The 21,857-nt window shown below is 66.7% G+C and carries 19 protein-coding genes and 2 tRNA genes; 12 read left to right on the forward strand and 9 right to left on the reverse strand.

Going from position 1 to position 21,857, the window contains the following annotated elements; all coding sequences use genetic code 11:
* The first annotated feature begins 53 nt into the window (after positions 1-53).
* Entirely contained in the window at positions 54-1,397 is a 1,344-nt protein-coding gene (gene xseA, locus ACI2JH_RS08155; protein WP_404735911.1) for an exodeoxyribonuclease VII large subunit, read from the forward strand.
* Between the two features lie 22 nt (positions 1,398-1,419).
* Here the strand turns inward: xseA and ACI2JH_RS08160 are convergent, their stop codons facing one another.
* Complete coding sequence (locus ACI2JH_RS08160; protein WP_404736007.1) at positions 1,420-2,322, reverse strand: M48 family metallopeptidase; 903 nt, start codon at positions 2,320-2,322, stop codon at positions 1,420-1,422.
* Between the two features lie 71 nt (positions 2,323-2,393).
* A complete protein-coding gene (locus tag ACI2JH_RS08165; protein WP_404735912.1) occupies positions 2,394-4,274 on the reverse strand; it encodes an SUMF1/EgtB/PvdO family nonheme iron enzyme in 1,881 nt (626 codons plus the stop codon).
* A gap of 83 nt (positions 4,275-4,357) precedes the next feature.
* Between ACI2JH_RS08165 and rnd the strand changes: the two genes are divergently transcribed.
* Positions 4,358-5,431, forward strand: coding sequence for a ribonuclease D (rnd, locus tag ACI2JH_RS08170; protein WP_404735913.1), 1,074 nt, complete (start codon positions 4,358-4,360; stop codon positions 5,429-5,431).
* A gap of 216 nt (positions 5,432-5,647) precedes the next feature.
* Here rnd and ACI2JH_RS08175 read toward each other — a convergent pair whose 3' ends face one another.
* The 3 genes from ACI2JH_RS08175 to ACI2JH_RS08185 all read right to left on the reverse strand — a co-directional run bounded on the left by ACI2JH_RS08175 (position 5,648) and on the right by ACI2JH_RS08185 (position 11,041).
* Positions 5,648-7,948: a TonB-dependent receptor domain-containing protein gene (locus tag ACI2JH_RS08175; protein ID WP_404735914.1), complete on the reverse strand. Its 2,301-nt coding sequence runs from the start codon at positions 7,946-7,948 to the stop codon at positions 5,648-5,650.
* Between the two features lie 129 nt (positions 7,949-8,077).
* Entirely contained in the window at positions 8,078-10,612 is a 2,535-nt protein-coding gene (locus ACI2JH_RS08180; protein ID WP_404735915.1) for a Cache 3/Cache 2 fusion domain-containing protein, read from the reverse strand.
* A gap of 165 nt (positions 10,613-10,777) precedes the next feature.
* Entirely contained in the window at positions 10,778-11,041 is a 264-nt protein-coding gene (locus ACI2JH_RS08185) for a Rho-binding antiterminator (RefSeq protein WP_404735916.1), read from the reverse strand.
* 106 nt (positions 11,042-11,147) lie between these two features.
* Here ACI2JH_RS08185 and ACI2JH_RS08190 point away from each other — a divergent pair.
* A tRNA-Ala gene (locus ACI2JH_RS08190) sits at positions 11,148-11,223 on the forward strand.
* Between the two features lie 48 nt (positions 11,224-11,271).
* Here ACI2JH_RS08190 and ACI2JH_RS08195 read toward each other — a convergent pair.
* Positions 11,272-11,442 (reverse strand): hypothetical protein, encoded by a 171-nt coding sequence (locus ACI2JH_RS08195; RefSeq protein ID WP_182656706.1) that lies wholly within the window; start codon positions 11,440-11,442, stop codon positions 11,272-11,274.
* 156 nt (positions 11,443-11,598) lie between these two features.
* Between ACI2JH_RS08195 and ACI2JH_RS08200 the strand changes: the two genes are divergently transcribed.
* The 9 genes from ACI2JH_RS08200 to dxs all read left to right on the forward strand — a co-directional run bounded on the left by ACI2JH_RS08200 (position 11,599) and on the right by dxs (position 20,073).
* Entirely contained in the window at positions 11,599-12,054 is a 456-nt protein-coding gene (locus tag ACI2JH_RS08200; protein ID WP_101100752.1) for a hypothetical protein, read from the forward strand.
* A gap of 343 nt (positions 12,055-12,397) precedes the next feature.
* A tRNA-Phe gene (locus ACI2JH_RS08205) sits at positions 12,398-12,473 on the forward strand.
* A 338-nt stretch (positions 12,474-12,811) separates the two neighbouring features.
* Positions 12,812-13,024: a ParD-like family protein gene (locus ACI2JH_RS08210; RefSeq protein ID WP_042612050.1), complete on the forward strand. Its 213-nt coding sequence runs from the start codon at positions 12,812-12,814 to the stop codon at positions 13,022-13,024.
* Positions 13,021-13,788 carry a type I methionyl aminopeptidase gene (gene map / locus ACI2JH_RS08215; protein WP_404735917.1) on the forward strand — a complete coding sequence of 256 codons (768 nt, stop codon included), beginning with the start codon at positions 13,021-13,023 and terminating at the stop codon, positions 13,786-13,788. Before ACI2JH_RS08210 ends, map begins: the two co-directional genes overlap by 4 nt.
* 341 nt (positions 13,789-14,129) lie before the next feature.
* Positions 14,130-14,681 (forward strand): lipocalin family protein, encoded by a 552-nt coding sequence (locus tag ACI2JH_RS08220; RefSeq protein WP_404735918.1) that lies wholly within the window; start codon positions 14,130-14,132, stop codon positions 14,679-14,681.
* Positions 14,682-14,851: 170 nt separating this feature from the next.
* Positions 14,852-15,328: an LEA type 2 family protein gene (locus tag ACI2JH_RS08225; protein ID WP_101100749.1), complete on the forward strand. Its 477-nt coding sequence runs from the start codon at positions 14,852-14,854 to the stop codon at positions 15,326-15,328.
* A gap of 57 nt (positions 15,329-15,385) precedes the next feature.
* Positions 15,386-17,176 carry an acyl-CoA dehydrogenase C-terminal domain-containing protein gene (locus ACI2JH_RS08230; RefSeq protein ID WP_404735919.1) on the forward strand — a complete coding sequence of 597 codons (1,791 nt, stop codon included), beginning with the start codon at positions 15,386-15,388 and terminating at the stop codon, positions 17,174-17,176.
* 219 nt (positions 17,177-17,395) lie between these two features.
* Entirely contained in the window at positions 17,396-18,061 is a 666-nt protein-coding gene (locus tag ACI2JH_RS08235; protein WP_057507973.1) for an HNH endonuclease, read from the forward strand.
* 104 nt (positions 18,062-18,165) lie between these two features.
* Positions 18,166-20,073 carry a 1-deoxy-D-xylulose-5-phosphate synthase gene (gene dxs, locus ACI2JH_RS08240; protein ID WP_101100782.1) on the forward strand — a complete coding sequence of 636 codons (1,908 nt, stop codon included), beginning with the start codon at positions 18,166-18,168 and terminating at the stop codon, positions 20,071-20,073.
* A 204-nt stretch (positions 20,074-20,277) separates the two neighbouring features.
* Here the strand turns inward: dxs and ACI2JH_RS08245 are convergent, their stop codons facing one another.
* The 3 genes from ACI2JH_RS08245 to ACI2JH_RS08255 form a co-directional block, all read right to left on the reverse strand.
* The gene (locus tag ACI2JH_RS08245; RefSeq protein ID WP_319275860.1) at positions 20,278-20,856 is read right to left on the reverse strand and encodes a DUF3011 domain-containing protein; all 579 of its coding nucleotides are present in this window, start codon (positions 20,854-20,856) and stop codon (positions 20,278-20,280) included.
* A gap of 157 nt (positions 20,857-21,013) precedes the next feature.
* Complete coding sequence (locus ACI2JH_RS08250; protein WP_404735920.1) at positions 21,014-21,217, reverse strand: hypothetical protein; 204 nt, start codon at positions 21,215-21,217, stop codon at positions 21,014-21,016.
* A gap of 165 nt (positions 21,218-21,382) precedes the next feature.
* Positions 21,383-21,586 (reverse strand): hypothetical protein, encoded by a 204-nt coding sequence (locus tag ACI2JH_RS08255; RefSeq protein ID WP_182656702.1) that lies wholly within the window; start codon positions 21,584-21,586, stop codon positions 21,383-21,385.
* Between the last annotated feature and the right edge of the window lie 271 nt (positions 21,587-21,857).

Genomic DNA, 21,857 nt, shown 5'->3' on the forward strand with positions numbered 1-21,857 from the left:
GCGTCCGACGTGCGACCATGGTGGCCTGATCCAGAAAGACCCGTTGAGTGCCCATGCAGCAGCGCAGCATCGATGTCCTCACTCCCAGCCAGCTCAACACGCTGGCGCGTGACCTGCTGGAAGGCAGTTTCCCGGCCATCTGGGTGGAGGCCGAACTCGGCAGCGTGGCGCGTCCCTCGTCAGGCCATATGTACTTCACCCTGAAGGACGCACGCGCACAGCTGCGCGCGGCGATGTTCCGGATGAAGGCGTCCACGCTGCGCTTCGTGCCCCGCGAGGGCATGCGCGTGCTGGTGCGCGGCCGGGTCACGCTGTACGACGCACGTGGCGAGTACCAGATGGTGATCGACCACATGGAAGAAGCCGGCGAAGGGGCCCTGCGCCGCGCCTTCGAGGAGCTGAAGGCACGACTGGAAGCCGAAGGCCTGTTCGACCCGGCGCGCAAGCGCCCGCTGCCCGCCCACGTTCAGCGCCTGGCGGTGATCACCTCGCCTACCGGCGCGGCGGTGCGCGACGTATTGAGCGTGTTCGCCCGGCGCTTCCCGCTGCTCGAGGTCGACCTGCTGCCGTCGCTGGTGCAGGGCGATTCGGCGGCGCCGCAGATCACCCGCCTGCTGCAGGCCGCCGACGCCAGCGGCCGCTACGACGTGATCCTGCTGACCCGCGGTGGCGGCTCGCTGGAAGACCTGTGGGCGTTCAACGATGAAGGGTTGACCCGCGCGGTGGCCGGCAGCCGCACGCCGGTAGTGTCCGCGGTGGGTCACGAAACCGACTTCAGCCTCACTGACTTCGCAGCAGACCTGCGCGCGCCGACCCCGTCGGTGGCCGCCGAACTGCTGGTGCCCGACCAGCAGGACCTGGCCCGCCGCCTGCGGCGTGACGCAGCGCGCCTGCAGCAGCTGCACCGGCATGCGCTGGGCCAGGCGATGCAGCGCGCGGACCGCCTGCTGCTGCGGCTCAATGCCTGCAGCCCACAGGCCCGGCTGCAGCTGCTGCAACGGCGCCATGCCGACCTCGGCCGGCGCCTGCAGGCGGTACGCCAGCAGCAGGGGCAGCAACGTACGGCGCGCCTGCGGCATGCGGCGGCAGTGCTGCGCGGGTTCCATCCGCAGCGCCAGCTGGAAGGCCTGCAGCGCCGCCTGCTGGCCCTGCGCGGTCGCCCGCAGGCCGCAATACAGCGCCAACTGCAGAACGACGCGCTGCGCCTGCGTGGACTGGCCCGTTCCATGGAAGCGGTCAGCCCGCTGGCGACGGTGGCCCGTGGCTACAGCATCCTGACCCGCACCGACGATGGCCAACTGGTCCGCAGCGTGAGCCAGGTCCAACCCGGCGACGCACTGCAGGCCAAGGTCGGCGATGGGGTCATCGACCTGCAGGTCACACGCACCCGGTCCTGACGGCCGCTGGCCGTCCTCCGCCCTACTGCCGCGCCTGCTCGCAGAACCGCTGGCGGTATTGCATCGCCTTGGGCATCAACGCCTGCAGGTTCTGGATGCGCGTGCCCGGATTGGGATGGGTTGAAGAGAACTCCGGCTGCGACTGCCCGCCGCTGGCCTGGCCCATGCGCTCCCACAGCGGCACCGCCTCGCGCGGATCAAAACACGCCGCCGCAGCCAGCATCAGGCCCACTTCATCGGCCTGCGTTTCATGGCCGCGCGCATACGGCAGCAGGTAGCCGTAGCCCATCGCCGCCATCACCATCTGCTGCTGTTGTGGGTCCATGCCACTGGCCGCACCGGCCATCTGGCCGATCTGGGTCAGCTTCTGCTGGGCCATGCGCTGCGCACCATGGCGCAACAACGCATGGGCGATTTCATGCCCCATCACCACGGCCATCGCATCGCGCGTCTGCGCCACCGGCACCAGCCCGGTATACACCGCCATCTTGCCGCCCGGCAGGCAGAACGCATTGGCCTGGTCGGACTGGATCACGTTGACTTCCCAATCGAACCCGCGCGAGAAATGTCCCGGCTTCAGCCCATGTTCTTCAGCCAGCGCGGTTTCCACCACGTCGACCTTGGCAATCAGCCGCTGGGCGATCTCACGCACGTCGCGCGACACCTGCGCATTCGGGTCCAGCGGCCGCTCCTGCGCCAGGATCTCCTGGTAGGCCTGCAGGCCCAGCGCCTTTTCCTGATCCACGTCCAGGGTGCTGTCGATCAGCACCGACTCGCCGGTGTATGGATCCACCGACCGGTTGGAAAACCAGTAGAACGCGGCGTAGCCGGCGAAGGCCAGCAGCACCAGCCAACGGACATTGCCGAACAGGCCGCCGCGGCGCGGGCCCTGCTGAGGAGAACGGGAGAACGGATCGTTGCGCATCGACATGCGTCCTGGCCAGGCCCGCCGGGGCCGGCGGGTAACGGCTCATCCTAGCCCAGATGGCGTGCAGCTCAGATGCCGCGCACAAGCCGGAAGCCGATCCGCCCGCTGGTGGTGTCCGAATCCTGCGATTGCCGCCATGCCGCGCGGGTCTGTTCGGGGGCATTGGCCCAGTTGCCACCGCGGATCACCCGCGCGCGGCAGCCCGGATTGAACCAGGCCGCGCCATCGGACGGCGCACGCCGGTAACTGGCGTGCCAGCAGTCGGCGACCCATTCGCTGAGGTTGCCGCCCATGTCATGCAGGCCCCAGGCATTGGGCTTGAACATCCCCACCGGCGCGGCGCCCCAGTAACCGTCGCCGTAGCCGATGAAGGCGTTGGCCCAACGCCGCCCGGTGGGCGAAACGTCCAGGCTGCCGGTGAAGTTGCCCGAGTCCGGCGGCGGCACCCCGGCCTCGCCCCAGGGATAACGGCCCGACGCCCCCGCGCGCGCCGCGTATTCGAACTCGGCCTCGCTCGGCAGCCGGTAGGAGCGCCCGGTCTGCTCTGACAGCCAGTTCGCATAGGCTTCGGCGTCACGCACGCTGACATGCATCACCGGCTGGTTGGCCAGCGCACGGCCGCCGTCGTAGTCCGATTGCCAGTCGACCCCGCTGCGGCGGATGAAGTTGCCGCTGCGCTCGTCATAGACAATGGAATGGCCTCGCCGGGTAGCCCGCGGGCGGGCATTGGCGGCCTTCACGAAACGGGCGAAATCGGCCACCGTGATCTCGGTCATCGCCATCGCGAAGCCGCGCTCGAAGCGCACGTAATGGGATGGTCGCTCGGCGTCGCTGGCACCGGGTTCGTGCAGCCCGGCGCCCATCTGGAAGCCACCATGCGGCACCACTTTCATCCGGGGTCCGCGTCCGCCATCGCGCAGCGGATCACTGAACACCTGGCCGGGGCGGAAGCTGCCGTAATGCGTGGCCAGCTCGATGCGCTCGCGCAACAGCGCCACGTCCGCATTGCCCGGCAGGGCGATGCGCATGGCCTGCTCCAGCTTCTCGCCGGCCGCCTTCAGGCCCTGTGGGGTGGCCAGATCCCGCAGCCCCTGCGCACGCAGCGTGGCCAGGGTAGCTGCACGGATCGCCTCGATCCGCTCGAAGGCATCGGCGATGGTCGTGGCGGCATCGCGCACCTTGCTGGCTTCGGCCAGCCAGGTGCCTGCGGCGGCGAAATCCCCGGCCCGTGCGGCGATCTCGGCCCGTCCGATCAGACCACTTTCGGCTGCTGCCAGGCCCTGTCGCGCACGCATGTTGTCGGGGTCCAGGGCGAGCGCTTCGCGGAAGTTGACCAGAGCGCCGTCGCCATCCTCGCCGATCCGCCCGGCGCGCAGGTCGTCTTCGCCGGCACGGTTGAACGCCACCGTGCGCTGGGCCACTTCCACCTGCCGCTGCAACGCACGCGCCTGCTCGCTGTCCGGGGCAATGGTCAGCAGTACCAGTGCGATCTGGGCCGCTTCGGCCAGTGCCATGCGCTGCTGCTGCGGTTGTGCCAGCAAGGTCCTGGCCTGCACCAGCAGTTGCCGCTGCGCGCGCTGCAGGCCATCGCGGGCGCGACGATCCTGCCGATCCTGCTCCAGCAGGGCCAGCCACAGCGGAATGGCCGACTCGCTGGTTTCAAACAGCTGGCCCTCACGCTGGGCCTGCTCGGCCCGGCGGCGCGCATCGGCGCGCTCGGCAGGGTCGATGGTCACCGGCGGCGGCGTCCAGCGCTGCACCGTTTCGGCTTCGTCCTGGCCGCCGATGGTCACCGTGGCTTCGCCACCGGCCTGGGCATCCTGCGCGCGCGGCGCCGGCTCGGCCGCTGTGGCAGCGGGCGCGCGTGGCGCCGGCGACGGCTCACCGCAGCCGGTCACCCCCAGCAGGCACAGGGCGGGCAACAGCAGGTACGGGCGCGGCAGACGCAAAACCAACTCCTTCAGGCCGGGGGTGCGGGCCGACGTTAGGCTATTCTCCCCTTCCTGAGCAAACGCGAGAAGTCGAACGCCCCGTGGCAATCTGGATCAACACCCCCGCAGAACTGCAGGCGCGGCAACAGCTGCGTCCCTCCCGCATCGGCCTGGACACCGAGTTCATCCGCGAGCGCACCTTCTGGCCGCAACTGGCCCTGGTGCAGATGGCCGTCGGCGACGAAGTCCTGCTGATCGATCCGCTGATCCCGGGCGTGCCCGAGGCACTGGCGCCGTGGCTGACCGATACCACCATCATCAAGGTGATGCACAGCGCAAGCGAAGACCTGGTGGCGTTCAAACACACCTGCGGCGTGCTGCCGCGGCCACTGTTCGATACCCAGATCGGCGCTTCGCTGGCGGGAATCGGCGGCGGCATGGGCTACCAGAAGCTGGTGCAGGAAATCACCGGCGTGGCACTGGCGAAGGGTGAAACGCGCTCGGACTGGATGCGCAGGCCGCTGTCGGATGCGCAGCTGCAGTATGCCGCCGACGACGTCGAGCACCTGTTCGCACTGCACGATGCCATCGTGGCGAAGCTGGAAGCGCAGGATCGCCAGCAGTGGCTGGCCGACGATGCCGAGCGCCTGCTGGCCAGCGTGGAGCATGACGAAGAGCGCTGGCCACACCTGGGCATGCGCTCGGCGCAGTTCCTGGATGCACCGGCGCAGCGCCGGCTGCTGCGCCTGCTGCGCTGGCGAGACCAGCAGGCACGTGCCAGCGACCGCCCGCGCAGCTGGATCCTGGACAACGAACTGGCCGCTACCCTCGCCCGCGTCCCGCCGGTGGACGAAGCGGCGCTGGGCAAGGTGTTCGACCAGTTCCCGAAGGCCCCGCGCAAGCTGGCAGGGGCGGTGTGGCAGGCGTTGACCACGCCGTTGGACGATGAAGCCGATGCGCCGCAGCTGCTGCAGGCTACCGATGCCAACAAGCAGGCGTTGAAGAAGCTGCAGGAAGCGGTAGCGCAGGTGAGCCAGTCACTGGGCCTGCCCGATGGCGTGCTGGCTTCGCGCAAGCACCTGGAAAGCTACCTGGGAAGCCGCATCTGGCCGGCCCCGCTGGCCGGCTGGCGGCAGCAGGTGCTGGAGCCGAAGCTGCAGCCGCTGCTGCCCTGACGGACGATCCCCGGTGGGTGACGACTACCCCACTGGTGGGTGACGACTACCCCGCTGGTGGGTGACGACCGCTCCACTGGTGGGTGACGACCGTTGGTCGTCACGCTCTCCGCGCCAGATCCTAAGCGGTGACGACCAACGGTCGTCACCCACTAAGCGAGCGCCACCCACCGCAGCAGGCAATGACGGCCAGCGGCCGTCACTACCGATGCCGCGTTACCAGTTCATGTTCAGCGAAACACCCACGGTGCGCGGTTCGTTGTACACCGCTGCCATGTAGTTCTCGATCACGCCCTTGAGGTTCTTTTCATTGGTGATGTTGCGCGCGAACAGTGCCACTTCGTAGGCGCCGTAGCCGCCGGAGTAGCCAAGTTTCAGGCCGCCTTCGAAATCACCCTTGGAGTTGAATTCGGCCGTGTCGTACAGCACGAAGCTGGTATAGCCCTGCTTGTTCCAGTCAGTCGACACGAATACCGTGCCAGCGTCGCTCACCGGGAAATCGTAGCGGGCCGCCAGGTTGATACCGTACTTCGGCGCGTTCGGCAGCGGATTGCCGTCGATCTGCGCGAAGGTGTTGGCACCGACCTTGATGGTCGGGTCGTTCACGCTGCATACCACCACGCCGTTCAGCGCACACACCTGTGCGTACACCCGGTCATCCTGGATTTCGCTGTGCAGCAGGCTCACGCCCGCACTCAGGGTCAGGTTCGGAACCGGGCGCAGTTCCATGTCCGCCTCCAGGCCGTAGGCGCGTGCCTTGTCCGCATTGAACAGCACCCCATTGCCATCCGAATCGTTGCCGTTGAGCTGGATGTCGTTGACCTGGTAGGTGAAGGCCGTCGCGTTCAAGCGCAGGCGATTGTCCCACAGCGTGCTTTTGACGCCGGCTTCCCAGGACAGGATCGTCTCCGAATCGGCCGTGGTGAAGTCTGAGTTGAACACCGCCGAGCGGCCCTGGATGGTCGGTCCGCGGAAGCCACGCGCGACCTTGGCATAGACGCCCACCTGGTCGTTGATCTGGTACATCGCGCTCAGGTCCCAGCTCGGCGTGGTGTCGCTCATCTCCACGTCGGTGCGGCCACGGTAGGTCACCGCACCGGCTGCGGTGTCGGCGGTCTTCAGCAGGCGGGTGCGCTTCTCGTCGCGGGTCTGGCGAAGGCCCGCGGTCAGCGTCAGCTGGTCGGTGGCCTTGTAGCTCAGCTGGCCGAAGCCGGCGACAGAGGTATTGGTATTGCGCAGGCGCACCCAGTTGTTGGGATTGCGCGCGGCGCCCTGCAGGAACCAGCCGCGCTGGTAGAAGTCGGTGATATCGCGGCCATCGAAGTAGAACAGGCCTGCCTGCCAGCTCAAGCGATCATCGCCCATGCTGGCCAGGCGCACTTCCTGGGTCCACTGGTCGAGATCGCGCACCTGGCCCATCGACTGGCCGAAGCCATTGGGCACGCCATTGAGCGGGAAGTTGGCGGCCGCGCCGCCATCGGTGTCACCGCGGCTGTAGCCGGACGTGGTCTCGTAAGCAGTGATCGAGGTCAGTTCCACCGCGCCGAAATCATAGGTCGCCTTGAGCGAGCCACCGTAGGTCTTGTAGGCCTGCGGGTTGTTGGCGGCCTCGTCGTAGGCTACGCGGTCGCGCGCGGCGATCGGCTGGTTGGAGCCCTTGACCATGCCGCCGCGCAGGAACAGCGTGGAGGTTCCTTCGTAGTCCCGCGCATGCGCCGAGGCCAGCACCGAGAGGTTTTCGGTGGGGGTCAGCAGCAGCTGCGCGCGCACGTTGCGATCGTCGAAGCCACCCATCGCATCCTTGCGCGGCGCCATCGTGCCATCGGCGCTGGCGCCGGCGTAGGTGTTGTCCACGTAATCATCGCGATGCTGGTACAGCGCAGACACGCGGAACGCCGCCACCTCGTTGATCGGGCCGCCCAGGCCGGCATCCACGGCGACGCTGTTGTTGGTTCCGTAGCTGGCATTGACCCGGCCGCTGGCGTCCTGGCTCGGCTTGATGCTGTCGAACTTGACGATGCCGGCGGTGGTGTTGCGACCGAACAGCGTGCCCTGCGGTCCACGCAGCACCTCGATCTGGTCCACGTCGAAGACCGGGTTTGACTTCAGCACCACGTGTTCCAGCACCACGTCGTCCTGGATGATGGACACCGGCTGGGAGGCACCCAGGTAGAAATCGATGTTGCCAAGGCCACGGATGTAGAAGCGCGGGAAGATGCGCCCGGTGGTGGTCTCGGCATAGAAGCCCGGCACTCGGCCGGACAGCGCCAACAGGGTGTCATCGCCGCCGGCGGTGTAGTCGCGCAGCTGCTCGCCCTGCACCACGCCGACCGACACCGGCACGTCCTGCAGGTTCTGCTCGCGGCGTTCGGCGGTCACGGTGATGGCATCCAGCGCAGTGGCGCTGGTCGGGGTGGCGGCCTGCTGCGCGAAGGCCGGGGCGACCAGGCCCACGGACAATGCGGCGCATGCCAGCGCCAACGGATGACGACGGAAGATTCGGTGGTTCAGATGCATGTACGGGACTCGAAGGAGCGTCCGTGCGGCCTGCGCGAGCCGGGCGGATGAGGAAATCAAAGCGCGCAGGCGCACAGTATGGCGGCCACGTTTCAATCCCGTGGCAGCCCCTCCCGCGTACCGCCCTGGTTACGCCGCCACCACCGTCCCACGCGCCAGCACGAAGCGCGCTGCGGCTTCGCGCAGCGACGTGGCCTGGGCGGTCATCGACTGCGCCGAGGCCGAGGTTTCCTCCACCAGCGCCGCGTTCTGCTGGGTGACTCCGTCCATCTGCACGATGCTCTGGTTGACCAGTTCGATGCCGGCGGCCTGCTCGCGCGATGCCGACGCAATGCCACCGATCGCCTCACCCAGTTCGCCCACCGCGGTTACCACCTGCTGGATGGTCTCGCCGGCCTGCGCTGCCAGCGCACTGCCGGTGCCGACCTGCTCCACCGATTCGTCGATCAGCCCCTTGATCTCGCGCGCCGCCTGCGCCGAGCGCTGCGCCAGCGTGCGGACTTCACTGGCGACCACGGCAAAACCACGCCCTTCCTCACCGGCGCGGGCCGCTTCCACCGCCGCGTTCAGCGCAAGGATATTCGTCTGGAAGGCGATGCCATCGATCACCGTGGTGATGTCGGCGATGCGCCGCGAGGACGCTTCGATAAGGCGCATGGTGCGCTCCACCTCGGCCACCGCGTCACCGCCCCGGGATGCCACGCCGGTGGCCTGCACCGCCAGCTTGTCTGCGCGTACCGCGTGGTCCGCGCTCTGGCGCACCGCTGCGGTCATTTCTTCCATCGATGCGGCCGACTCTTCCAGGTTCGCTGCCTGCTGTTCGGTCCGGCGTGACAGGTCTTCGCTGGCCGAGGCGATTTCCGCCGCCGCCGCCGACACACCATCGGCCGAGCGCTGGATGCCGGCGATGATCGTGCCCAGGCTGGTCACGGTCTGGTTGGCGTCATCGCGCATTTCGGCGAACACGCCTTGGAAATCGCCTTCGATACGGCTGCGCAGGTCGCCCCGCGCCAGGTTGCGCAGCAGGTCGGACAGCGCCGCCAGGTTGTGGTCGGCCGTGGTCATCAGGGTGTTCAGTCCTTCCACCATGAGCCGGAAATCGTTGTCGAATGCTTCAGCGTCACCGCGCGCGCTGAAATCGCCGGCTGCAGCAGCCGCGACCAGACGCTTGATCTCGCCGTTGATGGCCTGCAGGCGGGCGCGCACGCCGTTGACCGACGCACTGATCCGGGCCTTCTCGCCGGGCAGTTCCTGCATCGACGCCGACAGGTCACCGGTGGCGTACTCCTGTACCAGCTCGACCATCTCCAGCGTGGTGCGCACGTGGGCATCCACCAGCGCGTTGGTGCCTTCCACCATGCTGCGGAATGCACCCTGGAATGCGTCGGCATCGATGCGGTGGCTGATGGTGCCTTCGGCGTGGTGCTGGGCCATCCGGTCCTGTGCGGCGGTAACGCTGCGCAGGGTCGACTGCATCTGCCGCATGGACGAAAGCAGGCGCCCCACTTCATCCGGGCGACGCTGCGGGATCTCGCGGTCCAGCCGGCCCGCTGCCACGTCCAGGGCCACCTGTTCGGCCTGCTGCAGGGGACGGGCCAGCAACCGGCGCATGGCCAGCACGGTCGCGCCGATCACCGCCAGCAGGGCCAGTGCGGAAATGCCGGCGATCTGCAGCAGCAGCGTGCGCAGCACGTCCTGCAGCACCGACACCGGCTCCATGCCCAGCACCATCCAGCGCCACGGCGCATGCGCCTGCGCGGAAACGAAGTAGCCGCGGGTGTCCTTGCCATCGGCGCTGCGCACCTGCAGCGTGGCCGATGCCCGGCGTCCTTCCAGCAGCGCCTGCAGCAATGGCAGGTCTTCGGCGACCACGCGCTCGCTGATCCTGCCGCCTTCACCGGCGGGTGCGGCGATCACCTTGCCGAAGCCCTCGCCCGGGCGCGTATCGATGGCCATGAAGTAGCCGTCCTTGCCCAGCGTGGAATCACGCAGGCTGGCCTTCAGCGCGGCCAGCCCGGCCGACTGGTCCTGGCCGACGAAGGCGATGCCGACCACCGCACCGGCCGCATCCTTCAGCGGCATGTAGTGGGTCATGTAATCGGTGCCGAACAGGTGCGCCGGGCCACTGAAGGCTTCGCCGGCGATGATCTTCGAATACGCCAGGTGGGCATGGTCCAGCCTGGTGCCCAGCACGCGTTCACCGGCAGAATTGCGCAGCGAGGTCGCCACCCGCACGAAGTCATCACCATCGCGCACGAACACCGTGGCCACACCGCCGGTAGAGGCGGCAAAACGATCCACCGCCGCGTCATCCAGCGCCAGCGGGCTGCCCCCGAACATCAGTTGCGGAGCGACCTGGCCGGCCACCTCCACGCTGCGCGCGGTGTCCACGGCGGCATCGCCGGCCGGCAGCGAGGCACGGAACAGTTCGGCCATGTGCGCGGTGCTCTGGCTGAGGCTGCGGTCGTACAGCGCCACCGAATCCCGCATCAGGCTGGCCGAGGTATCCAGCCCGGCCTGCACGCGCGTCTGGTAGCTGGCGGCGGTCTGCCGGTAGATCAGCAGGGCCAGCAGCACGAAGGCCGCGGCAGTGATGGCCGCAAGCAGGATCGCCAGACGGGAGGAGATGGACAGCGTGGAACCGGTGGCGGCAGAAGTCGTCATCGAGAGGCACTTGATAGGAAGGGGGAACGCGTTGGGCGTCACACTTTTATCGGCACCGAAGTGGTCCTCTTTAGCCCCGGGCTGGCTAAATTTGCGCCATCTCTCAGCATCCAAGCGATTGATTTGTCGCGCATTGGGCGTGTAAGCGGTTACATCACCGGAGGGTCAACACGAGAGGACGACCCGCCCAAAAACGCTCCCGTCGTCCAGCGCGCTGATCGCGTGCAGGTGATCCAGCCGAAGGTCACGCACGCCATCGGCGCATTCCAGGCGCAGGAATTCTTCCTTGGCCGCTGTACTCAGGGTGGTCAGCGCGCGCCCCTCCACCTGCGTGCCATCGGCCAGCTCCACCCGCAGGCGAAGGCGGCGCAGGCAGGCGATCTCCAGATGGTCGTGCAGGTCACAGGAAATCGGGCGGTAAGGTTCCATCGAATTTTCCCAGCGGTGGCTGCGCAGGCGCGTCGATGCCCCACTTTCTGTCCGCACGTGCGGGCTTGGCAAGCATCGGGCAGTTGGATAGACTCAGTTCCACTGTGGGGCCATAGCTCAGCTGGGAGAGCGCGTCGTTCGCATCGACGAGGTCAGGAGTTCGATCCTCCTTGGCTCCACCACGAATTGAAACGAAAAGCCCCGGGATCGCTCCCGGGGCTTTTTTTCGTTCAGGCCGGCTCGCCGCTGCCGTCCTTCCGATCGGGCTTCTTGGTGTGGTCATCGCGGACCTTCTGGTCCTGCTGTCCCTGGCGCTGCTTGGCCACGTCGTCCTGGCGCTGGTCCTGCTGGCTTTCCTGTACGCCGGCGCGGTCTTCCTGCTCGTTGTTTTCGGTACCCATTCTGCGTGCCTGCTCGTTGTGGTGTGTCGTGGCACTCCACGCTATCGGCGGCGCCGTGATGTGCAGATCACGAGGCCGTGGCCACCCGTTCAGCGTGGTTGGCGCTGTCACCTGCGCGCGGCACAATGGCGGTCCACACTGGAACAAGGATGTCCCATGCGCTTCGCCCTGCTGCTCCCTGTCCTGCTGCTCAGCGCGGGCTGTGCCCACCGCAGCGTAACCGCCCCGCCGATGACGGCCGCTGGCCTGATCACCCCGGCCGAAGCCGTGCATGCCGCCAACGATGATCCGCGCAACGGTATCAGTGGCACCTTCCTGGTCACCGTGCGCAATATCGACCTCACCGGGCACGGGCTGTACCTCAACAGCGAAACCGACTATCGCCACCAGGCCAACCTCACCGTGTGGCTCGCACCCGACCAGGCCGATGCGCTGCGGGCACAGCTGGACAACCTGCCACTGGAACGCCTGGTCAACCGCCGCCTGCTGGTGCAGGGCACGGCGCGCCGCGCGAAGATCGTCTTCAGCACGGATGGCATCCCCAGCGACAAGTATTACTACCAGACCCAGCTGCGCCTGAACGACCCGCGCCAGGTCCGCTTCGCGCCCTGAAACTGCTCTTTCCAGCTTGACCACCCGCTTGCCGAAGTTGCGTCCCCGCATCGCCAAGGCCTCGGGGTAGTGACGGCCGCTGGCCGTCATTGCCGGTCACGGCCAGCAGCGGCAGCACCGCATCGAAGACCTTGCCGCCCCACGTTTTTCGAGTAGACGTCGATGTCTGCCAGAACGGCTGCACCCATGCATGCTGCCAACAACGAAGGATCAAGCACTTGCGCGCGCAGCCGCGATGCGGAGACACCATTGTGAAGTTTTTTATTCAAAAAGCTTGCCCAAACCGCGTGAGCTCCGTAATATGCGCCTCCTCGGCAGCGACATCGCTGCCAACGAAACAAGTGGCCGAGTAGCTCAGTTGGTAGAGCAGGGGATTGAAAATCCCCGTGTCGGCGGTTCGATTCCGTCCTCGGCCACCATAGTTTCCGAAGGGTCTGCAGAAATGCAGGCCCTTTTTTTTCGCCTGTTGCGCCGGCTCTGCACGGATGGGCAGCGCGGCCTGCATTCAAATGCCGTCACATGGCGTCGTCGCTCAGTGCGCGTTCGTCATCGTAGTGGATCGATCCTGCATGTAAGCGGCAGCTGCACCACCCGGCATTAATTCGTGCGCGGGCTTTCGAGTTCTCTCAGCCGCCGTTCGAGTCGTTGGAAGCGTCGTGATGCGGGCACGCAAGCGGCCTTTTCAGCCTGCAGGCGTCGCCTTGCAAGGCATATACGCAGCATATACGATTCGTATATCTCCAAAAGAGCTCCCCCCATGGGCATCGTCAACATCGACGACGAACTGCACGACCAGCTTCGCCGCGCCTGCACCGTCAGCCATCGTTCGATCAATGCGCAGGCCAACTTCTGGATCAAGATCGGCATGCTCTGCGAACTGCACCCGGAACTGAGCTACCAGCAGATCGTCGCCGAGCAGCTGCGCAGCGCCGGCGTGCAGACACCACGGCTGGCCGAGCGACACACATGATCAAGTCCGCGCGGGACATCGAACGGATGGCGCAATCCGGCGCGCTGCTGGCCCAGGTGTTCGACCACCTGGACACGCTGGACCTGCGCGGCCGCAGCACGATAGACATCAACGACCTGGTCGAGCGGATGATCGTCGACGACCTGCAGGCGCGTCCGGCCAGCAAGGGCCAGTACGACTTCCCGTTCGTGCTCAACGCCTCCATCGACGACGTGGTCTGCCATGGCGTGCCCTCTGCCGATGACGTGCTGCGCGAGGGGCAGATCGTCAATCTGGACATCACGCTGGAAAAGAACGGGTTCATCACCGATTCCAGCACCACCTATCTGGTCGGCGAGGTGCCCTACCCGGCCCGGCGGCTGGTGCAGGCTACTTACCAGGCCATGTGGAAAGGCATCGCCGCAGTACGTCCCGGCGCACATACCGGTGATATCGGCCATGCCATCGCCCGTTTCGCGCGCGAACAGGGCTATACCGTGGTCAAGGAATACTGCGGCCATGGCATTGGCCGTGAAATGCACGAAGAACCGCAGATCCTGCATTACGGCCATCGCGGTACCGGCGTGGAGCTGCAGGAAGGCATGGTGTTCACCATCGAACCGATGCTCAACCAGGGCAAGGCGGCGATCCGCCACCAGCCCGACGCGTGGCCGGTGCATACCCGCGACGGCAAACTCTCCGCCCAGTTCGAACACAGCGTGGCGGTTACATCCACCGGGGTGCGCGTGCTGACGTTGCGCAAGGGCGAGCGCGCACCGAAGTAACGGCTTCAAGAGGCAGCCCCGCCGGGCCGGTTTCCCGCGTGTCCCCGCCGAGGCGACGACACGCAGCAGCCTTTGGATCAGGCCGGACCGAACCCGCGGGTGGTCTTCTTCTCGTTCTTGTCCGCCTTCTTTTCCTTGGCGGTCTTGGCAGGTTTCTTCTTCTGCTCTTTCTTCTTGTCCAGACCCTTGCTCATTGCAGACTTCCTTTTGTCGGTAGCGACGGCGCGAGCATGCCACATCTGCCAGCTGCCAAGGCGCCGGGACGCCTTTCGCGACGTGCTTCACGTCACCCTCGGCGCGGCAACCGCTAAGCTCGAGCGGTCGCCACACGAGCCATGCCGATGCAAAACCTGCGTACCCTTCGCCGCGCCTGTGCCCTTGCCCTGCTGCTGCCGCTGGCCAGCCTCGCCCACGGCGCCGAACCGGTGCGCGCGGTGGCCGCGCTGGATATCGACCGCTATGCCGGGCAGTGGCACGAAATCGCCCATCTGCCGGTGTCCTTCCAGAAGAAATGCGTCGGCGACATCACCGCCACCTATGGGCTGCGCAGCGATGGCCGCATCTCGGTGCTCAACGGCTGCCGCGTGGAAGACGGCACACGCATCCAGGCCGAAGGCGTCGCTCGCCCGGTAAAGGGCGAACCAGGTCAGCTGGAGGTCCGCTTCGCCCCGGACTGGCTGTCCTGGGTGCCGCTGGTATGGGCCGATTACTGGGTGATCGCACTGGACCCGGACTACCAATGGGCGGTGGTCGGCGAGCCGGACCGCAAGTACCTGTGGATCCTGTCGCGCTCGCCGAGCATGCAACGCGGGCAGTTCGAAGCGCTCAAGGCGCGCGCCGAGGCGATGGGCTACGACCTGGCCCCGTTGAAGGTGCTCGCGCCACTGCGCTGATCCGCCGGCCGCGCCGCGTGCTGCCCAAGCCCGCCTGACGCCCCTGTGCCCGCACGCTGCCACTGGCAGCGGCGCGCGTTAATCTCTGGCGTTCAGGTCAATGCCTGTGCACGCCACCATACGCCGTAGTATCTTTCTCCCCACGCACCCCTTCCGCGAGGACCTGCGCCATGCTCCGCCGCTTCCGTTCCATCCTGATCGTCCTGTCCGTCCTCGCCCTTGCCGCCTGTGGCGAAAAGGTGGTCAAACGCGTTTCCGAACCGGCCAGCAGCCTGCAGCAACTGACCGTCAACGCCGATGGCAGCTGGAAGGTGGCCCTGCGCCTGCAGAACTTCAGCTCCATGCCGATGCGCTTCGATGACATCGCCCTGAAGCTCTCGGTCGGCGATGCCGAGGCCGGCACGCTGAGCGCCAAACCCGGCGTATCGATCGGCGGCACATCGGCCGATGTGATCGAACTGCAGCTGCAGCCAGCCGCACAGGCCCGCCTGATCGTGGCCGACGCACTGGCCAGCAACCACACCCTGGCCTATACGCTGGAAGGTTCGGTGTCGGCCACGCCGGAAGAAAAGAAGCAACGCACGTTCCAGATCAACAACCGCAGCACCCTCAACCACGCCCCGGGCCTGCCCGGCGTGTTGCGCTGAGGCGAGCACCGTCATCGCCGCGCCACGCCCCCGCCCCCTGATCGAGATGCTTCAACGATGAGCAGCTATACCGCCCCGCTTTCCGACCTGCGTTTCGCCCTGCACGACGTGCTCAAGGTCGAGCCGCTGTTCGCCCGCCTGGGCTTCACCGACGCCACCGCCGACGTAGTGGATGCCGTGCTGGAAGAAGCCGGCCGCTTCAGCGCCTCGGTGCTGGCACCGCTGAACAGCGTGGGCGATGAAGTGGGCTGCGTGCTCGACCAGGCCAGCGGCGAGGTCACCACCCCGCCCGGCTTCAAGGCGGCCTATGACCAGTTCGTGGAAGGCGGCTGGACCGGCCTGACCGCCTCGCCGGAAGTCGGTGGACAGGGCCTGCCGCACACTCTGGGCGTGCCGCTCAACGAGATGATCAACGGCGCCAACCTTGCCTGGGGCAACTTCCCGCTGCTCTCGCATGGTGCGATCGAGGCGCTGAAACAGCATGGCGAAGCTTGGCAGCACGAGGCCTTCCTGAAGCCGCTGATCGAAGGCCGCTGGACCGGCACCATGTGCCTGACCGAACCGCACTGCGGCACCGACCTGGGCCTGTTGAAGACCAAGGCCGAGCCGAACCCGGACGGCAGCTACCGCATCACCGGCACCAAGATCTTCATCACCGCCGGCGAGCACGACCTGACCGACAACATCGTGCATCTGGTGCTGGCCAAGCTGCCCGACGCGCCCCCGGGTGCGAAGGGCATTTCGCTGTTCGTCACCCCGAAGTTCAAGGTCGACCGCGAAGGGAACGTCGGCGAGCGCAACGCACTGCGCTGCGGTTCGATCGAACACAAGATGGGCATCAAGGGATCGGTCACCTGCGTGATGAACTTCGACGGCGCCGAAGGTTACCTGGTCGGCCAGCCGCACAAAGGCCTGCAGGCAATGTTCACCATGATGAACACCGCACGCCTGGGGGTCGGCCTGCAGGGCATCGGCCTGTCCGAGCGCGCCTACCAGAACGCGCTGAAGTATTCGCGCGAGCGCCTGCAGTCGCGTTCGCTGAGCGGGGCCAAGTTCCCGGACAAGCCGGCCGACCCGATCCTGGTTCACCCGGACGTGCGCCGCATGCTTCTGTCGATCAAATCACTGGTGGAAGGCAGCCGCCTGCTGGCCCTGCACGCGGCGACCCTGATCGACGTGGCGCACAGCGCGCAGGACCCGGCCGAGCGCGAACGCGCAGACACCCTGGTGAGCTTCCTGACGCCTATTTCCAAGGCATGCCAGACCGAATGGGGCATCGAGAACACCTACAACGCGCTGCAGTGCTTTGGTGGCCATGGCTACATCCGCGAACACGGCATGGAGCAGCTGGCCCGCGATGCGCGCATCACCACGTTGTATGAAGGCACCACCGGGATCCAGGCGCTGGACCTGATCGGCCGCAAGACCGCCTCCAGCCAGGGCGCGGGCCTGAAGCTGTTCCTGGCCGAGATCGAAACGTTCGCCAAGGCGCATGAGAGTGATGAGGCGCTGGCGGAGTTCATCGCACCGCTGCGGGCGAAGGCTGCCGAATGGGGTGGGCTGACGATGGACGTGCTGAAACGCGCGGCTGCCAACCCGGATGAGCTGGGTGCCGCCAGCCACGATTACCTGTTCTATTCCGGGTATGTGGTGCTGGCGTACTGGTGGGCCCGCAGCGTGGCCGCAGCCGATGCCGGCAGCCAGACGGCCGCGTTCAAACAGGCCAAGCGGGAGACCGCGCGGTTCTACTTCGCGCGCGTGCTGCCGCGCACGCTGGGCCACGCCGCCGCCATCCAGGCCGGTGCGGATTCGCTGATGGCGATGGACGAGGCGCGCTTCGGCGCCTGAGCCGGGGAAAGGAGTGACGACCAACGGTCGTCACGACCGGGAGCAGTGGTAGCGCCGAGCCATGCTCGGCGAGCGCAGCGGCGTGACGACCAACGGTCGTCACCTACCAGGGCTCGTCACCCACCAGGGCAGGAGCATGGCGGCCAGCGGCCGTCACTGCCGGGTTCGGCGCCGGCGAATACACAAAATGCAAACATTCGGGTATAAGCTGTTATCCCGATGGAGACAGACACTACACGCTTGGGTCTGATCACTACCGGAGCTGCCTTTCCCGCTCCGGACGCCGGGTCATCGCCCGAGCCCAGCCCCCTGCACCGCCCCGGCAGCGTCCGCCTGCTTTCCCTTGATGCCCATGGCCGGGTCCTTGACTGGATCAACTGGCAGGATGCCTCCTGCCTGTATGCACGTGGCGCAGTGGCCTGGACCCTGGGCGACCCCTGCCTGCACATCCATGGCGGGACCAACCGGCTGAGCGGGCTGCGCAGCGGCCTGGACCTGCATCCGATCATTGCCACGCGTGGCCATGCGCGTTCCCGCGCCCCCGACCCCACCCCCAACCTCACCAACGCCGCGCTGTTCGCGCGCGATGCGCATCTTTGCCTGTACTGCGGCCAACAGCATTCACGACCGGTTCTCACCCGCGACCACGTGATGCCGCTGTCCAAGGGCGGCCTGGACGTCTGGGAAAACGTGGTCACCGCCTGCTTCCACTGCAACTCGCGCAAGAGCAACCGGACCCCGCAGCAGGCGGGCATGCCCTTGCTGGCCGTGCCTTTCCGGCCGAGCTGGATCGAACACCTGATCCTCTCCAACCGCAATATCCTGGCCGACCAGATGACGTTCCTGAAGGCACAGCTGCCGAAGAAGTCCAAGCTTTCCGCGTGAATCCGCGTGCACCAAAACTCACTGCGCGATCACGCGTGTCGGGGTCTGCTTGCTCCACCCCGGTTTGAGCGCGAAAATAGCCGGTCAGCACAAGTACGAACATGATGATCGACTCTGCCCGCTATCCCCGCCTCTCGCGCATCCAGACACCGGAAGAACTGCGCACGTTCGACGAATCCGAACTGAGGGCCATCGCCGACGAATTGCGTGCCTACCTGATCGAATCGGTCGGCCGCAGCGGGGGGCACTTTGCTGCCGGCCTGGGCGTCATCGAACTCACCGTGGCGCTGCACTACCTGTACCAGACGCCGCATGACCAGCTGGTCTGGGATGTAGGCCACCAGACCTACCCGCACAAGATCCTCACCGGCCGCCGCGACCAGATCCACACGGTCAAGCAGAAGGACGGCGTGGCGCCGTTCCCGAAGCGCGAGGAAAGCGAGTTCGACACCTTTGGCGTCGGCCATTCGTCGACCTCCATTTCCGCCGCGCTGGGCATGGCCATCGCACGCCAGCGCGAAGGCGATGACCGTCGCGTGGTGGCGGTGATCGGCGATGGCGCGATGACCGCCGGCATGGCGTTCGAAGCACTGATGCACGCCGGCGGCATGGAACCGGAACCGAACCTGCTGGTGATCCTCAACGACAACAACATGTCGATCTCCGAGGCCGTCGGCGGGCTGACCAAGGTGCTCGGCCGCGCCACCGGCAGCCGCACGCTCAATGCGCTGCGCGAAGGCGGCAAGAAGATCCTCGGCGACAAGCGCAACAACCCGGCGCGGTTCGTCAAGCGCTGGGAAGAACACTGGAAGGGCATGTTCGTGCCCTCCACCATGTTCGAAGAGATGGGCTTCCACTACACCGGCCCGATCGACGGCCATGACATGCCGGCCCTGCTATCCACGCTGAAGACGCTGCGGACGCTGAAAGGCCCGAAGCTGCTGCACGTGCTGACCACCAAGGGCAAGGGCTACGAGCCGGCCGAAGGCGACCAGATCGGCTATCACGCGGTGGGTCCGTTCGACCCGGTGAAGGGCCTGGTGGCCAAGGGCGGGGCGAAGAAGCCGACCTACACCGATGTGTTCAGTGACTGGCTGTGCGACGCCGCTGCCGCCGATCCGCGCATGCACGCCATCACCCCGGCAATGCGCGAAGGCTCCGGCCTGGTGCGCTTCAGCCGCGAGTATCCAGAACGCTACTTCGATGTGGCCATTGCCGAACAACACGCAGTGACGCTGGCCGCCGGCATGGCGACCCAGGGTGCAAAGCCGGTGGTGGCGATCTACTCCACCTTCCTGCAGCGCGCCTACGACCAGCTGGTGCACGACGTGGCGATCCAGAAGCTGGACGTGCTGTTCGCCATCGACCGCGCCGGCGTGGTCGGCCCGGACGGCGCCACCCATGCCGGCAACCTGGACCTGAGCTTCCTGCGCTGCGTGCCGAACATGGTGGTGATGGCCCCGTCCAACGAGGCCGAATGCCGGCAGATGCTCAGCACCGGCCTGCAGTACGCCGGCCCGGCCGCGGTGCGCTACCCGCGCGGCAGCGGCACCGGCGTAGACGCTGGCAGCGATCTGTCCACCCTGCCGATCGGCAAGGGCGAGATCGGCGTGGAAGGCAGCCGCGTGGCCCTGCTGGCCTTCGGCAGCACCGTGCCGGCGGCCGAGGAAGTGGGCCGTGCACTCGGCCTGACCGTGGTCAACATGCGCTTCATCAAGCCGCTGGATCGCGAGCTGGTGCTGCAGCTGGCCGCACGCCACGAGGGCTTCGTCACCATCGAAGACAACGTGGTGGCCGGCGGTGCCGGCTCGGCCGTGGCCGAACTGCTGAGCGCCGAGGACGTGCTGAAGTCGATCCTGCACCTGGGCCTGCCCGACAGCTTCCAGCATCACGCCAGCCGCGAAGACCTGCTGGGCGAAGCAGGCATCGATGCGGCGGGTATCCGTGCAGCCGTACTGAAGCGCTGGCCGACCTTGCAGGCCGGCAGCGCGCCGCTGAGCGCGGCGGGCTGACCACGGTACTGACGGCCACTGGCCGTCAGCTTTTGCCGGGGTGGGTGACGACCGACGGTCGTCACGCGCTGGCCGCTGCGCTCGCCGAGCATGGCTCGGCGCTACCGCGGTACTGACGGCCGCTGGCCGTCAGCTTTTGCCGGGGTGGGTGACGACCGTCGGTCGTCACGCTCTGGCCGCTGCGCGGCCAGACAACCTGCGCGGTCAACGCACCATGAACTGCCCGCGGCAGCCATTGCTGACCCATACGCCGTTGTTATCCCAGCCCCAGCTCTGGCCTTCGATGCAGGCCGTGCCGGACTTCTGCTTCACCAGACGCGCATCCTGGCGGATGGTGACGTTGCAGCGGCGCTGGCGACGATCATTGGAATCGCAGTCGATCACCTGGCCGGACGAACCCCAGCCATTGCCGTTGCCATTGCCACCGCCCCAGTTGCCCCCGCCGTGGCCGGGTCGCGACGGACGCCCACGTTCACCGACGAACTCCGCGCGGCAGCCATTGCTGACCCAGACGCCATCGCGCGACTGACCCCAGCTGCGGCCTTCCACGCAGGCGGCACCAGACAGCTGGCGGACCAGCCGTGCGCGGCCGTCCAGGCGGCATTCCTGATTGCGGTTCTTCACCGACTCACAGCGGATCGTATTGCCCCCGTTGTAGCCATGGCGATCACCGTCGCGATACTGCGCCTGCGCGGAGCCGGCAACGCCGGCACCAACCAGCAAGGGGAGACAGACGGCCCACAGCATCGAAGGGCGGCGCGAAACAGACAGTTCCTGGGTCATCGTGGTGCGTCCTGGTGTGGCGGATGAGCCGAGCATGGCGCAACCGGAGGGCCGCGCAAAGATGGCACGCATACCCTCGGTCGCTGCCCATTCAAGTAGGCGAGCGGAAGCTGAACAGGTTCACCCGGTCTGCGCGCCGGCACTCTGCGCCCCGGCGTCAACCGTAGCTGACGGTATCGACGAAGGCGTCGCTGACCTCCACGCGCACCGAGCAGGCCTGCCCGGTACGGCTGTGCAGCTCACGGGCCAGCGCATCGGCGAAATCGAACGCCGCACTGCCCTCGTGGAAGGAAATGGCTTCCGGCTTCTGCGGATGCAGCACGCGCCAATGGCGCTGCTCGTTCTGGACGCGGATCAACATAAGGTCTCTCTCTCCATGATCGGACGGAGTGCCAACCAGATCGACGATCGCGGGTAGCAGCCTTGCCACCCCTGTTCTTCGCCTGACCCATGACACCAACGGCCCCCGCCAGTTACGGAGGCTAGGGCATATTCGAGTCGCACGGCATCAGGGTTTTCTGAAATTTCAACCGAAGCGGAGTACCTCCACGACCGTGCCAAAGGCAGCCACCTGCACCGTCACCGCTGTGCCGGTCTGGCCGTGGTGGTCCAGGGCCAGCGCCGCGGCGGCATCGAAAGCCTCTTTTCCGCAGATGAAATTCCGCGAACGCTCCCAGCTGGGATGCACGACACGCCAGTGGCGGCTGATGTTCTGGACGACGATGACCATGGACGGGCTCCGGATTGCAGCGGGGGCGCCATAAGCGACAGCGCCATGCATGCAGCCTAGGTCGCCGCCCTTGGCCGACCCATCGTTCCGGTCTGAATTGCCCTGCCCTCACATGACTGACGCTGTTCACAAGCCCGGTTCCGTGATGCTTGTCACGGCGCTTTAACCATTTCACACTACGTACACCTTAGGGGGCCCTTCCACATGCGCACCTTTCTGTACCAGCGTCCTTCCCTGCTCAAGTTCTACTTCGGCGCCAGCTATGTGATCC

It is taken from the genome of Stenotrophomonas sp. NPDC078853 (assembly GCF_044901215.1).
Taxonomy (GTDB): Bacteria; Pseudomonadota; Gammaproteobacteria; order Xanthomonadales; family Xanthomonadaceae; genus Stenotrophomonas; species Stenotrophomonas lacuserhaii.

What these genes read in the sequence shown, in the direction of transcription:
- xseA (WP_404735911.1), top strand. Translation starts at nt 54, where the DNA reads ATGCAGCAGCGCAGCATCGATGTCCTCACTCCCAGCCAGCTCAACACG.
- ACI2JH_RS08160 (WP_404736007.1), bottom strand. Translation starts at nt 2,322, where the DNA reads ATGCGCAACGATCCGTTCTCCCGTTCTCCTCAGCAGGGCCCGCGCCGC.
- ACI2JH_RS08175 (WP_404735914.1), bottom strand. Translation starts at nt 7,948, where the DNA reads ATGCATCTGAACCACCGAATCTTCCGTCGTCATCCGTTGGCGCTGGCA.
- ACI2JH_RS08180 (WP_404735915.1), bottom strand. Translation starts at nt 10,612, where the DNA reads ATGACGACTTCTGCCGCCACCGGTTCCACGCTGTCCATCTCCTCCCGT.
- ACI2JH_RS08185 (WP_404735916.1), bottom strand. Translation starts at nt 11,041, where the DNA reads ATGGAACCTTACCGCCCGATTTCCTGTGACCTGCACGACCATCTGGAG.
- ACI2JH_RS08195 (WP_182656706.1), bottom strand. Translation starts at nt 11,442, where the DNA reads ATGGGTACCGAAAACAACGAGCAGGAAGACCGCGCCGGCGTACAGGAA.
- ACI2JH_RS08200 (WP_101100752.1), top strand. Translation starts at nt 11,599, where the DNA reads ATGCGCTTCGCCCTGCTGCTCCCTGTCCTGCTGCTCAGCGCGGGCTGT.
- ACI2JH_RS08210 (WP_042612050.1), top strand. Translation starts at nt 12,812, where the DNA reads ATGGGCATCGTCAACATCGACGACGAACTGCACGACCAGCTTCGCCGC.
- map (WP_404735917.1), top strand. Translation starts at nt 13,021, where the DNA reads ATGATCAAGTCCGCGCGGGACATCGAACGGATGGCGCAATCCGGCGCG.
- ACI2JH_RS08220 (WP_404735918.1), top strand. Translation starts at nt 14,130, where the DNA reads ATGCAAAACCTGCGTACCCTTCGCCGCGCCTGTGCCCTTGCCCTGCTG.
- ACI2JH_RS08225 (WP_101100749.1), top strand. Translation starts at nt 14,852, where the DNA reads ATGCTCCGCCGCTTCCGTTCCATCCTGATCGTCCTGTCCGTCCTCGCC.
- ACI2JH_RS08230 (WP_404735919.1), top strand. Translation starts at nt 15,386, where the DNA reads ATGAGCAGCTATACCGCCCCGCTTTCCGACCTGCGTTTCGCCCTGCAC.
- ACI2JH_RS08235 (WP_057507973.1), top strand. Translation starts at nt 17,396, where the DNA reads ATGGAGACAGACACTACACGCTTGGGTCTGATCACTACCGGAGCTGCC.
- dxs (WP_101100782.1), top strand. Translation starts at nt 18,166, where the DNA reads ATGATCGACTCTGCCCGCTATCCCCGCCTCTCGCGCATCCAGACACCG.
- ACI2JH_RS08245 (WP_319275860.1), bottom strand. Translation starts at nt 20,856, where the DNA reads ATGACCCAGGAACTGTCTGTTTCGCGCCGCCCTTCGATGCTGTGGGCC.
- ACI2JH_RS08250 (WP_404735920.1), bottom strand. Translation starts at nt 21,217, where the DNA reads ATGTTGATCCGCGTCCAGAACGAGCAGCGCCATTGGCGCGTGCTGCAT.
- ACI2JH_RS08255 (WP_182656702.1), bottom strand. Translation starts at nt 21,586, where the DNA reads ATGGTCATCGTCGTCCAGAACATCAGCCGCCACTGGCGTGTCGTGCAT.